This is a genomic window from Cycloclasticus sp. P1, from assembly GCF_000299965.1.
In the GTDB taxonomy this organism is placed as follows: Bacteria; Pseudomonadota; Gammaproteobacteria; order Methylococcales; family Cycloclasticaceae; genus Cycloclasticus; species Cycloclasticus pugetii.
This window is the reverse complement of the sequence record NC_018697.1, coordinates 2,250,721-2,263,815: the sequence shown is the minus strand read 5'-3', so window position 1 is coordinate 2,263,815 and position 13,095 is coordinate 2,250,721. Positions and strand designations below refer to the sequence as shown.

Annotated in this window: 15 protein-coding genes; all 15 read left to right on the top strand. The window is 43.6% G+C overall.

Annotation, left to right across the window (positions count from 1 at the left end):
- Window positions 1-84: 84 nt before the first annotated feature.
- Window positions 85-1,248 carry a methionine adenosyltransferase gene (gene metK, locus Q91_RS10910; protein ID WP_015006962.1) on the top strand — a complete coding sequence of 388 codons (1,164 nt, stop codon included), beginning with the start codon at window positions 85-87 and terminating at the stop codon, window positions 1,246-1,248.
- 40 nt (window positions 1,249-1,288) lie between these two features.
- A complete protein-coding gene (gene ahcY / locus Q91_RS10905; protein WP_015006961.1) occupies window positions 1,289-2,692 on the top strand; it encodes an adenosylhomocysteinase in 1,404 nt (467 codons plus the stop codon).
- 2 nt (window positions 2,693-2,694) lie between these two features.
- Window positions 2,695-3,543 (top strand): methylenetetrahydrofolate reductase [NAD(P)H], encoded by an 849-nt coding sequence (metF, locus tag Q91_RS10900; protein WP_015006960.1) that lies wholly within the window; start codon window positions 2,695-2,697, stop codon window positions 3,541-3,543.
- Window positions 3,540-3,836: a YcgL domain-containing protein gene (locus tag Q91_RS10895; RefSeq protein ID WP_015006959.1), complete on the top strand. Its 297-nt coding sequence runs from the start codon at window positions 3,540-3,542 to the stop codon at window positions 3,834-3,836. Before metF ends, Q91_RS10895 begins: the two co-directional genes overlap by 4 nt.
- Before the next feature lie 2 nt (window positions 3,837-3,838).
- Window positions 3,839-4,570, top strand: coding sequence for a 16S rRNA (uracil(1498)-N(3))-methyltransferase (locus Q91_RS10890; protein ID WP_015006958.1), 732 nt, complete (start codon window positions 3,839-3,841; stop codon window positions 4,568-4,570).
- 505 nt (window positions 4,571-5,075) lie between these two features.
- Window positions 5,076-6,131 (top strand): hypothetical protein, encoded by a 1,056-nt coding sequence (locus Q91_RS10885; RefSeq protein ID WP_015006957.1) that lies wholly within the window; start codon window positions 5,076-5,078, stop codon window positions 6,129-6,131.
- Window positions 6,132-6,207: 76 nt separating this feature from the next.
- Window positions 6,208-7,149 (top strand): glutathione synthase, encoded by a 942-nt coding sequence (gshB, locus tag Q91_RS10880; RefSeq protein ID WP_015006956.1) that lies wholly within the window; start codon window positions 6,208-6,210, stop codon window positions 7,147-7,149.
- A 2-nt stretch (window positions 7,150-7,151) separates the two neighbouring features.
- Entirely contained in the window at window positions 7,152-8,003 is an 852-nt protein-coding gene (locus tag Q91_RS10875) for an energy transducer TonB (protein WP_015006955.1), read from the top strand.
- Between the two features lie 25 nt (window positions 8,004-8,028).
- Entirely contained in the window at window positions 8,029-8,592 is a 564-nt protein-coding gene (locus tag Q91_RS10870) for a YqgE/AlgH family protein (RefSeq protein WP_015006954.1), read from the top strand.
- A complete protein-coding gene (gene ruvX, locus Q91_RS10865; RefSeq protein WP_015006953.1) occupies window positions 8,592-9,017 on the top strand; it encodes a Holliday junction resolvase RuvX in 426 nt (141 codons plus the stop codon). The genes Q91_RS10870 and ruvX overlap by 1 nt, the downstream gene beginning before the upstream one ends.
- Window positions 9,018-9,019: 2 nt before the next feature.
- The gene (gene pyrR / locus Q91_RS10860; RefSeq protein ID WP_015006952.1) at window positions 9,020-9,532 is read left to right on the top strand and encodes a bifunctional pyr operon transcriptional regulator/uracil phosphoribosyltransferase PyrR; all 513 of its coding nucleotides are present in this window, start codon (window positions 9,020-9,022) and stop codon (window positions 9,530-9,532) included.
- Between the two features lie 5 nt (window positions 9,533-9,537).
- Window positions 9,538-10,551, top strand: coding sequence for an aspartate carbamoyltransferase catalytic subunit (locus tag Q91_RS10855; RefSeq protein WP_015006951.1), 1,014 nt, complete (start codon window positions 9,538-9,540; stop codon window positions 10,549-10,551).
- A complete protein-coding gene (locus Q91_RS10850; protein WP_015006950.1) occupies window positions 10,548-11,819 on the top strand; it encodes a dihydroorotase in 1,272 nt (423 codons plus the stop codon). Before Q91_RS10855 ends, Q91_RS10850 begins: the two co-directional genes overlap by 4 nt.
- The gene (locus Q91_RS10845) at window positions 11,819-12,694 is read left to right on the top strand and encodes a dihydroorotate dehydrogenase electron transfer subunit (protein WP_015006949.1); all 876 of its coding nucleotides are present in this window, start codon (window positions 11,819-11,821) and stop codon (window positions 12,692-12,694) included. Before Q91_RS10850 ends, Q91_RS10845 begins: the two co-directional genes overlap by 1 nt.
- Entirely contained in the window at window positions 12,669-13,073 is a 405-nt protein-coding gene (locus tag Q91_RS10840) for a VanZ family protein (RefSeq protein ID WP_232228639.1), read from the top strand. Before Q91_RS10845 ends, Q91_RS10840 begins: the two co-directional genes overlap by 26 nt.
- The last annotated feature ends 22 nt before the right edge of the window (window positions 13,074-13,095 follow it).

The window sequence follows — 13,095 nt, the reverse complement described above, 5'->3', positions numbered from 1 at the left end:
GAGTTTTTATCATCTGCCTAACTGGCAACATCCATATAGCCCAACTTTTAGTGCCTATTTTTAAACCGAAGAGGCGAGTTTACTATGAGCAAGAATTTTATTTTTACATCTGAGTCGGTATCTGAAGGACACCCAGACAAAGTAGCTGACCAAGTGTCAGATGCGATGTTAGATGCCTTATTAGAACAAGATGCCTCATCGAGAGTCGCCGTTGAAACAATGGTTAAGACCGGAATGGTGATTTTAGCCGGTGAAGTAACGACAAATGCATGGGTCGATACCGAAGAGCTAGTACGTCAAGTCGTTAAAGATATTGGTTACGACAAACCAGAAATAGGCTTTGATTGGCAAAGTTGTGCGGTGCTAAATGCAATCGGTAAGCAGTCTCACGATATTGCTATTGGTGTGGATGAAAGCGAAGAGCATGAGCAAGGCGCTGGTGACCAAGGGCTGATGTTTGGTTATGCCTGTGATGAAACTGATGTTTTAATGCCGGCACCGGTCACCTATTCTCACCGATTGGTACAGCGCCAAGCAGAGGTGCGTAAGAATGGCGTATTACCGTGGCTGCGCCCTGATGCGAAAAGCCAGCTGACCCTGCGTTATGAAAACAATAAACCAGTGGGTGTAGAAGCGATCGTGTTATCGACACAGCATGCACCCGAGATCAGTTTGGCCAATTTACGCGAAGCGGTGATTGAAGAAATTATTAAACCGGTATTGCCAGATGCGTGGTTTGCCAGTTGTTTGTCTGAAAATATTCATATTAACCCGACAGGCCAATTTATTATTGGTGGCCCTGTGGGGGACTGCGGCTTAACAGGCCGTAAAATTATTGTGGACACCTATGGTGGTATGGCACGCCATGGCGGCGGCGCATTTTCTGGAAAAGATCCTAGTAAAGTAGACCGATCTGCTGCTTATATGTGTCGATATGTTGCTAAAAACATTGTTGCAGCGGGTTTGGCGAAACGTTGTGAAATACAAGTTTCGTATGCAATTGGGGTCGCCAAGCCAACATCCATTGCGGTTGAAACATTTGGTACTGGGCTTATCGACAACGACAAAATAGCTGTACTGATCGGCGAACATTTTGATTTGCGCCCGAAAGGCTTAATTGCAGAATTGGACTTATTGCGTCCGATTTATCGTCCAACCGCAGCCTATGGACACTTTGGCCGTGAATTACCCGAATTTACTTGGGAGCGCACAGATAAAGCCGAGCTATTAAGAGATGCGGCTAAATAGTTAGGCGCACCGACACACAACAATTTAGAGAGATAAAAAAATGAGTTTTACAGATTATAAAGTAGCTGATATGTCATTGGCTGAATGGGGTCATAAAGAAATAGCCATTGCTGAAAGCGAAATGCCGGGTTTAATGGCCTTACAAGAAGAGTTTGGTGAGAGTAAGCCATTAGCAGGTGCGCGCGTTGCAGGCAGTTTACACATGACCATACAAACGGCGGTACTGATCAAAACCTTAGTGGCTTTAGGGGCTGAGGTTCGTTGGTGCTCTTGTAATATTTTTTCTACACAAGATCACGCAGCAGCGGCGATTGCCGATCTTAATATTCCAGTGTTTGCTTGGAAAGGCGAAACGATTGAAGAGTATTGGTGGTGCACAGAACAGATGATGACTTGGCCAGAGGGGCAAGAAGCAAATATGATTCTTGATGACGGTGGTGATGCGACCTTGCTACTGCATAAAGGCGTTGAGTTTGAAAAAGCAGGCGCTGTACCGGATGCAAAAGAGGGCGATAATGAAGAGTGGATTGCCATTCTTGATGTCTTACGTCGCAATTTGCCGGTAGCACCGACTAGATGGCAAAACATGGCCAGCAGTATCAAAGGTGTGACAGAAGAAACGACAACGGGCGTACATCGTTTATACCAAATGCAAGAATCAGGTGAGTTGCTTTTTCCAGCAATGAACGTGAATGATTCTGTGACGAAAAGTAAATTTGATAACCTGTATGGTTGTCGTGAATCATTATTAGATGGGATTAAACGTGCAACAGACGTCATGATAGCTGGCAAAATTGCGGTTGTTATTGGTTATGGTGATGTCGGTAAGGGCTGTGCTCAAGCCTTCAAAGGCATGGGTGCAAGTGTGTGGGTGACCGAGGTTGACCCTATTTGTGCATTACAAGCAGCGATGGAAGGTTATCGCGTTGTACGAATGGACGATGTGGCCGACCAAGGTGATATCTTTGTGACAACAACGGGTAACTTGGGTGTAATTAATCACGACCATATGCTGGCGATGAAAAATGAAGCGATTGTTTGTAATATTGGTCACTTTGATTCTGAAATAGATATTGCGTCGCTTGAAAAATACGAGTGGGAAGAAGTAAAGCCACAAGTGGATCACGTCATTTTCCCCGATGGCAAGAGAATTACGCTGTTAGCAAAAGGCCGTTTGGTTAATCTTGGCTGTGCAACAGGACATCCAAGTTTTGTGATGTCGGCATCATTTACCAACCAAGTCATGGCGCAAATTGAGTTTTTCTCAAATGGAGATAACTACAAAAATGAAGTCTATGTGTTACCTAAAACCTTAGATGAAAAAGTAGCGCGTTTGCACTTAGAGAAAATTGGCGTAAATTTAACCGAGCTTACGCAAGAGCAAGCTGACTATATTAATGTCCCTGTTGAAGGACCGTATAAACCACATCACTACCGTTACTAACTATGAGTTTAGAGTCATATCAAAAAATTAGCTTTGAATTCTTCCCACCAAAAACCGAAGAAGGGCGAGTTAAGCTGTTAAATGTCAGTAAAGAGCTGGGCCAACTTGACCCAGCATATTTTTCTGTCACCTTTGGCGCAGGAGGTAGTACTCAACAAGGTACCATTGATACCGTGCTGGATATTAAAAAGCAAGGTTTCTCAGCGGCGCCACATTTGTCTTGTGTGGGGTCTACAAAAGCAAGCATCCGTAAAATTTTATCAAATTATAAGGATAACGGCGTAGACCGCATTGTTGCCTTACGTGGGGACATCCCATCAGGCACCTTGGATATTGGTGAATTTCGCTATGCCAATGAGCTAGTGGCTTTTATTCGTGAAGAAACAGGTGACCACTTCCATATTGAAGTGGCCGCTTACCCCGAAGTTCATCCGCAAGCTGCTAATGCTCAAGCGGATTTAGCTAACTTTAAACAAAAAGTAGAAGCAGGCGCAGATAGTGCCATTACACAATACTTTTTTAATTTTGAGGCGTATGTCCGGTTTGTTGAAGATTGCGACAAAATGGCTATAAATGTACCGATTGTGCCGGGAATTATGCCAATAATAAACTATTCACAGTTGGCGAGATTTTCTGATATGTGCGGTGCTGAAATCCCCCGTTGGATACGTAAACGCCTAGAAGGCTTTGCCGATGACCGCGAATCGATTAAAGCATTTGGGACAGATGTGGTCAGTGAGTTAAGTCAAACATTGCTTGACTATGGTTGCCCGGGACTGCATTTTTACAGCATGAATCAGGCAGAAGCGAGTTTGGCTATTTGCCGTAATTTAGGGATCAGCGCGAAATGAGTCGTGTAAAAGAAATATCCTGTGCCATTTACAAAACGGCTAAGCGTGATGGTTTATATTTATATGTCAAAGAGCAGGATGATTTTTCAGATGTTCCTGTTGAAGTGATGCAGCAATTTCCAGTGCCTGAGCATGTGTTTGATTTAGAATTATCTGCGGAGCGTTCATTAGCACGAGAAGATGTATTGGTCGTGATGAAGAACCTTGAAACGCAGGGTTTTCACTTGCAAATGCCGCCTAAAAATGAAGACCCGATCGATACCATAACATTACCGGATAGTTTGCACGGTTAGCGATGCGTATTTCACGCCTTTTTGTTGAGCAAGATTTAGTCGAAGGAGCCGCTGTAACACTCGAAGCAGATGCGGCGCATTATTTACGCAATGTATTGCGTTTAAAAAAAGGTTACCAACTAACCGTTTTCAATGGCCAAGGCGGTGAATATTCTGCGATAGCGGTCGAGGTCCATCGTAAGGCGGTGGTGCTAGAACTGGGTGCTTGGCGAAATGTAGAATTAGAGTCGCCGCTTCAGATTGAATTGGGCCTGAGTGTTTCCCGGGGCGAACGGATGGATGTAGCAATTCAAAAAGCGACAGAACTGGGCGTGGCGGTTATTACCCCTGTTATTACGCAACACTGTGTTGTTAAACTCACCGAAGAACGTCGTTTGCAGCGCCATCAACATTGGCAAAACATTGTCTATCGGGCTTGTGAGCAGTGTGGTCGAAATAAGCCACCGATCTTAAATGTAACGATGGACTTAGCGCAGTGGCTAAATACAGAGTTGGCGGCAAGCCGTATTATATTTGAGCCGGGTAAGGCAGATACGTTAAGAGATTATCCAAAACCAAATGATGCGGTAGCCGTGCTGATTGGGCCAGAAGGCGGTTTTTCAGAACAAGAAGTGTTGGATGCGCAAGAGGTAAATTTTTCGGCCTTGGGTTTTGGGCCAAGGGTTGTCCGTAACGAAACAGCAGCGATTGCTTCCATTGCAGGGATGCAAGTTCTCTGGGGAGATATGGGGTAATTTCGGCACCCGCAGGGCGTTCATTTCTTTTGTGTGGCCAAAAGAAACGAACCAAAGAAAAGGCCACCCTAATCGCAAAGTATTAACTATACCGGGTGAGCGCTAAACTCGCCATAAAGCGTGGCTCAAACAACGCGCTCACTTATCCGAAATAGTTAATACTTTTAACGCGATAAAAGGGAAGGTAAATCAAAAGCAAGTGGTTCTGACTTTTACCCTATTGCCCTCACTGAAAAGCAGATTATTAAAATAGAGCTTTCTACTGTGGCTGTTTGAGCCCGTTCTTTAGGCGAGTTCCACAGTAGCTATTTTAATGATTAGTTTTGAAGGCACCCTTCAGGGTGAGAGCAGTGGGTGGCATTTTTCTGGTGACTCTTTTGTTGCTATTGAAAAAGAGTCACTCGACCTTTAGGGCGAAACATAAGGAATCAAATTATGTATGTGCTTTTCATTGTCCAATGATTTAAATTGGTTTTGGAATCAGGTTATTTAGTTAAGAATTAATATGAAAGTAAAACATACGCTTAATCGACTTATAGTTGAAAAAAGTTCTTTTGATGAACTGTATATTGAGTGCCCTGTATGTACTAAACCGGTATGTTGGAAACACAGAGTTCAAGTTAGTTACCAGAATGGTGGTGTTGGACATGAATGTTCTAATTGCAAAAGCTATATTGGTGGGGTGTTTTGTAGCAATTGCAATTCACGATACCTTATGGATGATAAGCAGTGGTGTTCAATTACTGATGAAAAACCATTTACATGCTCTGAATGTTTAGAGCCTCTTGTGCCAAAAGTAGAAAAAGACTTCTCTTTCAGCACTAGAGTCATTGAAAAAACAAACCTGAAAGCATTTACAACAGATAAGAGAGAAAAGGGGTTTATAGCTGATGCAAAACGTTGTTTAAATGAGCAGTCTCAAGATGCCTTGTCCATATATCATGAGACTACTTTTGAACGTATCAAACTAGCAGAATATCAGCTTGATATTTTAATGAATCTTGATACAAGGATTTCATTTGTGATATCAAATAATAAAGACTTATATGATAGTAATAATGAACATATTGAAACTGATAACAAGCATCACAGTATTATATATGTATTAGTGCTTGCTCTATTTTCTGCTCTTGAATCTTTGCTCCATGAGATTAATTTGGCTTGTGATTTAGGGTTAAAAGAATGGAAAGTTGATGATAATATGCTGCTAAAAATCCCCTTAGAGTTCCCTATTTTAAAAAGAGTGTGCCTTGATATTCTTAAGCAAGAAGATTTTTTGTACTTAAAGGATTTACGCAATCTCCTGACCCATCGTCGACTTACTCTGCTGGCGTTGAATGCAAGTTATGAATTCCCCCACCCGTCACCATTTAGACCATACACTATAAGGGCTAAATGTATTACTTACTTACCAGACAAGCCTATAGCGGAGATAGGAAGCGAAACATATAACAATAAAAAAGAATTAAAACAGACTCTTAAAAAATCATATGATTTCATCTGTGATACAAAAGAAAGAGTGTATGAAGCATTGTCTATAGAATTAAGAAACCGATACTAAATAGGCTTGTTGCATTATTTATGCGTATGTGAGAGAAATATTTGATTATCATGCAAAATTTAATACTGGAGAAACCATGCGTTTAGGCGTTGTAATGGACCCTATTGGGTCAATCAATATCAAAAAAGACACCACATTTGCTATGTTGCTTGAAGCGCAAAGCAGGGGCTGGGAGTTGTTTTATATGGAACAACAAGACCTGTACCTGATAAATGGTACGGCGAAGGCGACCTATAAACCATTAACTGTTCAGCGCGATGAAAAAAGTTGGTTTACATTAGGTGAGCCTGTTGATGATGTTATGAGTCAAATGGATGCTGTTTTAATGCGTGTTGACCCGCCTTTTAACATGAACTTTGTCTATACGACGTATGTTTTAGAACAAGCCGAATCCGATGGTGTATTGGTGGTGAATAAACCGCAGTCTTTGCGTGATGCCAATGAAAAGTTATTTACGGCATGGTTTCCAGACTGTTGCTCGCCTACCTTGGTGACTTCGCAAACTCAACGGATTAAAGACTTTTTGCTTGAGCATGAAGATATTATTGTTAAACCTTTAGATGGGATGGGCGGCGCGTCCATTTATCGACTTAAAAAAGCGGACCATAACCTTGGCGTTGTGCTGGAAACGATGACTAATCATGGAAAAGAATTGACCATGGTTCAGCGCTATCTACCTGAAATTAAGCAGGGCGATAAACGTATTTTAATTGTTAATGGTCAACCCGTACCGTACGCCTTGGCTCGTATTCCTGCCGAAGGTGAAACGCGAGGGAACTTGGCCGCTGGTGGGACAGGTGAGGGCCGAACATTAACCGATAGAGACCGTTGGTTATGTGAGCAAATTGGCCCTACGTTGGTTAAAAAGGGGCTATTTTTTGTTGGCTTAGATGTGATTGGTGATTATGTGACGGAAATAAATGTGACAAGCCCAACGTGTGTACAAGAGTTGGACAATCAATTTGGTTTAAACATAAGTGCTTTACTGATGGATTGCATTGAGGAGCAACTAGCATAGAGGTGGCTGCTCCAGCTGCCATATCATCAGCGGATAAGCTGGGTTTAACGTTATTTATGGCGGGCATTATTCATGCCTTGGTTATTTTGGGTATTAGTTTTGATGTCGATATCTCGCGTTCCGTTAGTCAGGCACTAGAGGTTGTGTTGGTGGTATCGCCGGATAAAGAGCGGCCTGAAAAAGCTGATTTTTTAGCCCAAGAAGATCAAGTTGGTAGTGGCGAAGCGGAAGAAAAGGCAGTTAATCAACAGCAAGCAGCGTTGCAGCCGAAAAAGCAGTCAGCACAATCTGAGCATACGAAAGAGCAGCAAGCGCTGGCCCAGGCTCAAAAGGCGCTCTTGCAAACTGAAGCGGATGTGGCAATTGAGGCTAGCAATAAAAAAGTGCCAAAGCAAAGCAAGGCATTAACGACGGCTGATTTATTGCGTCAAAGTGAGGAAATTGCAAAACTTCAGGCAGAAATTAATGAAGCGGTTACCAGTTATTCACGACGGCCTCGAAAATTACACATCAACTCAATTAATGCGCATAAATACAAAGCGGCCAGTTACGAAGCGGCTTGGCAACGCAAAATTGAGCGAGTGGGCAATTTGAATTATCCAGGGGAAGTGAGGCGTAAGCGTTTGTCGGGCACATTAGTAATGAGCGTTGAATTATATGCCGATGGTAATTTAAAGAAAATCATAATTAATCGCCGCTCTGGTCATAAAATTATTGATGATGCAGCAGTCAATATTGTTAAACTATCGGCACCATTTGCCCCGCTCCCTATTGATCTGCAAAAAGATATTGATATTTTGGTCATCACGAGGACCTGGCAATTTTTAAATGAAGGCTCTTTGCTAACACGCTAAAGACCACAACGATGAAACTTTATTTATGAATAAAAAAAACTATCTCACTAATAATTTTCTAATTGCAATGCCAGGAATGGAAGGTGATGACTTTTCTAAATCGGTCACCTACCTATGTCAGCATGATGAAGAAGGGGCGCTGGGTATCGTGATTAATAAACCACACACGATGACCATGAAAGCCATTTTTGATCAATTATCAATTACTGCAGTTAACCCGGCAGTAGCGGCAACGCCTTTATTTATGGGTGGTCCTGTTCAACCTGAGCGAGGGTTTGTGTTGCATACGCCGGTAGGCAACTGGGATTCTACGTTAACGGTGAATGATGAGTTTGCGCTGACCAGCTCAAAAGATATTTTAGAAGCAATTGCCGAAGGTAAAGGGCCCGAGAAATGGATGGTTGCGCTGGGTTATGCGGGCTGGGCTGCAGGGCAATTGGAGCAGGAAATTCAGCGGAATTCTTGGTTACATGGCCAAGCTGAACCACATATTATTTTTGATGAGCCTCTCCCGCAACGCTGGGAATTGGCGGCGCATAGAATAGGTGTTGATATTAGTTTGATGAGTTCTGATGTGGGTCATTGCTAATGGCGGTATGCCTAGGTTTTGATTATGGTGTAAAAAAAATAGGTGTTGCTGTGGGTGATACACAGACACACATTGCCAATGCCTTAACAACGGTTAAAGCAGTGAGACAAAAGACCGGCTGGGACGAGTTAACAAAAATTATTGAGACCTGGCAGCCAACAAAAATGATAGTTGGTATTTCTCGCCAAGAAGATGGTAGTGATAATACAGTTACGCCAAAAATGGAGCGGTTTTCTAGACAGTTAGAAGGGCGGTATCAATGCCCCGTTGAATTATTTGATGAGGCGCTGACAACATTTGAAGCAAAACAAATATTGTTTGATGAGGTTCAGGTGAGTGCCGATAAGTTATGGGAAGTTCAAGACCAAGTCGCTGCGCAGTTGATTTTACAAAGCTGGTTAAACACACAACAACACAAGCAATAAGTATGGATACAGAGTTAAAAGCTATTGATATTGATGCCATCATAAACACAATGGCAGATGAGTTGGCACAAATGATGGAGCGCAAGCAAATAGTTGAGCCACTGATGATAGGGGTGCATACCGGCGGGTTATGGGTGGCAGAAAAGTTACATCAGAAACTAGGGTTGAATAAACCGCTTGGTGAAATTGATATTTCATTCTACCGGGATGACTTTTCACGCATAGGCTTAAATCCACAGGTTAAGCCAAGTAATATCCCTGCTAAGGTTGAAAACGAGCACATTATCTTGGTGGATGATGTTCTCTATACAGGCCGAACAATCCGTGCAGCATTAAATGAAATTTTTGATTACGGTCGCCCTGATAGTGTTACGTTGGCGGTTTTAGTAGACCGTGGGGCGAGAGAATTGCCGCTTCATGCAGATATAGTCGGTGTGAAACTGGATTTGTTACCTGAAAAACAGGTAAAATTGATCGGCCCGGCGCCTTTAGCGCTAGAAACTAACCGGAATTGACTGATATGAGCTCTAGCAAGCAACCTGCTAGTACGTCCTTCAAAGCACCCGATAGTTCCCGTTTACAACTTGATGAACAGGGACAACTCCGCCACTTTCTAACCACCGAGGGTCTTTCTAAAGAAACCCTGATAGAGATTATGGATGTCGCCGAGTCATTCTCGAGCGTAGGTCATCAGGCGGTAAAAAAAGTCCCCGTACTGCGTGGAAAAACGATTGTTAATTTGTTTTTTGAAAACAGCACGCGAACACGTACGACGTTTGATTTAGCTGCAAAACGCTTATCTGCGGATGTGATTAATTTAAATATAGCAACGTCTGCAACCTCTAAAGGCGAAAGTATTCTCGACACGATTCGTAATTTAGAAGCGATGCAGGCCGATATGTTTGTGGTGAGGCACTCCGATAGTGGCGCGGCACACTTTATCGCGCGACATGTAGAGCCACATGTCAGCGTTATTAATGCTGGAGATGGAAGCCACGCACATCCCACTCAGGCGATGCTCGACATGTTTACTATTCGTCGAGTAAAGAAGGAGTTTAAGCATTTGAAAGTTGCCATTATTGGCGATATCTTGCATTCACGAGTTGCTCGCTCGCAAATTCATGCGCTTAATACGCTAGAGGTTAAAGAGGTGCGAGTTATTGCTCCGAAGACGTTGTTACCGAGTGATGTTAATTCATTAGGTGTGCACGTGTATGGCGATTTACGTACAGGGCTTGATGATGTAGATGTGGTGATCATGCTGCGTTTGCAACGTGAACGAATGGGCGCTGCACTCTTACCCAGTGAGCACGAGTATTTTGAGTGTTTTGGCCTGACGGAAGAAAAGTTGGCGTATGCCAAGCCGGATGTCACCGTGATGCACCCAGGGCCGATTAATCGTGGCGTGGAAATGGAAGCTGCCGTTGCTGATGGTGCCAATTCGGTTATTTTGCAGCAAGTGACGAATGGCATTGCTATCCGCATGGCGGTGATGACACTTACGCTGGGTCAAAATAAGGTAGTTAAGGGATGAATATACACATCAAAAATGGCCGAGTCGTTGACCCTGCTAATGCCTGTGATGCAGTTAAGGATGTCTATATTGCCAACGGTCAAATTCAATCGGTGGGTGAGAAGCCAGCGGGCTTTGTTGCACAACAGAGTATAGATGCCAGCAATAAATGGGTGTTACCGGGCTTTGTAGATTTAAATGCCAGTCTAAGAGAGCCGGGTTATGAACATAAGGCAACAATACAGAGCGAAACAAAAGCTGCTGTATCGGCCGGCTATACCTCAATTTGTTGTTTGCCAGATACCCAGCCAGTATTAGACACCCCTTCTGTTGTGCAACTGATTTTGGACAAAGCGGCCTTGGCTGGTTCGGCAAAAGTACTGCCATTAGGCGCTTTAACAGTTGGGCTACAAGGTAAGGCGCTGAGTGAAATGTATGCCTTGAAAAAAGCAGGTTGTGTTGCCGTAAGCCAAGCACCCAATAATACGGTTGATAACCAAATATTAAGGCGTGCTTTACAGTATGCCAGTACCCATGACCTGCTGGTGATACTCAAACCAGAAGATATATCGATTAAAGATGATGGTTGTATTCATGATGGCTCGGTGAGTTCTAAATTGGGTTTATCGGGCATCCCTGTTTCAGCAGAAACAGTAGCTATCGCACAGATGATTGAATTAGCCGAAGAAACGGGTGCGAGAATTCATTTAACGGGCGTGTCTTCAGCAAGGGCTGTGACGATGATTGCAAGAGCGCAGGCTACTAATGATGCCATTTCGGCAGATGTACATGCATACCAATTAAGCTTAACTGAATTTGATGTGGGTACGTTTGACGCAAACTATCATACTTCACCACCACTGCGTTCAGTAGAAGACAGAGATGCGTTAGTGGCGGGTGTTGCAAAAGGAATATTGAGTGTTAGCTCAGGTCATCGACCGCATGAGGCAGAAGCTAAACAAGCCCCCTTCCCATCAACTGAGCCGGGCATTTCAAGTTTAGAAACGGTGTTACCATTAATGCTGACACTGGTAGATGAGGGAATATTGGATTTATCTCAAATGGTGAGTCGTTTAACGGATGGGCCATCAGTGACACTGGGGCTGGCAACAGGGCGTCTGTCGGAAGGCGCTCCAGCAGACCTGTGTATTGTTGACCCTGATAAAACTTGGCTAGTTGATGAGGAACATTGGTTTAGCCAAGGAATAAACACGCCTTACCTTGGGCATCAAATGAAAGGCAAAGTAACGCATACACTGGTTAATGGCCACTTAGTTTTCGAGGAATAATGCAAGAAAATACACGAAACACCATCTTTTTAGAAGATGCTGAAATTTTGGCGCAGCAGGCGTTTGAACAAGAGCAATACGTTTTACGCGTGAAGGCGCCTAAGTGTGCAGCCTCAGCACAGCCAGGACAGTTTGCACACATTCAATGTGACCCCCAACGTTTAATGCGTCGCCCATTATCGATTATGCGTGCTTGCGCTTCAGAAGGTTGGGTTGAGTTTTTATATAAGGCGGTGGGTGCTGGGACAGAATTGCTCGCAAAACGCGCAGTGGGTGAGACAATTAACGTGATGGGGCCAATTGGTCGACCATTTGAGTTAAACACCAACAAACCTAGGGCCTTGCTGTTGGGTGGTGGCGTCGGTATTCCTCCCATGATTTGTTTATCAGAGTATATAAAAGACAATCAAACTGAGATAACACCGGTTGTTTTTATGGGCTCAGAAGTTCCTTTTCCGTTTCAAAGAAAGGCATCGGCATTGGCGCTTGATGGTATTGAAGCAAGCGTTAGTGATGGTTTACCATTATTAGAAGAGTGGGGGATTCCCAGCCGTTTAGCCAGTTTGCAAAATTATGATGGTGTTTATCAAGGTTATATTACCGACCTAGCACGCGATTGGCTGAATGCCCTTAGTGAAGCACAGCGGCAACAGGTAGAGATATATTCCTGTGGCCCCACGCCGATGTTAAAAGCAGTGGCTGCATTGGCCAAAGAATTTAATATTTCATGCCAAGTGTCGCTTGAAGAATATATGGCATGCGCCGTTGGTGGTTGTGCCGGTTGTGTTGTTAAGGTGAAGACAAAAGAGGGTGAGGCGATGAAACGAGTCTGTGTCGATGGCCCCGTGTTTGAAGCCAGTACGGTATTCGCCTAACGTGAAAGGCGTTTGCTTGGCCTTGTTGGTGGGCTATTGTGGGCTTATTTTTTACTTATCCCATCAGTCAGCGTTACCAACGCCAGTGCTATTTGCACATCAAGATAAGGTTATTCATGCAATTGCCTATGCTGTTTTAGGTTTCTTTGCGTTAGCTTATTTCACCCAAGTAATCAAAAACGAACAACGAGCGCTCATTGTGGCCTTTATTTTTTCAGCGCTCTATGCGGCCAGTGATGAATGGCATCAGTCATTTATATCAGGGCGTGAGTCGGATTTGTATGATTGGTTTGCTGATATCTTAGGGGCCGGTTTGTCCTTGCTAATCGTTACTCGGTGGTGCTTTTTTAAGGTGAAACCAAGCGGGCGAAATCCCTAAGGGTAATAGCTTGGCTAAAGTA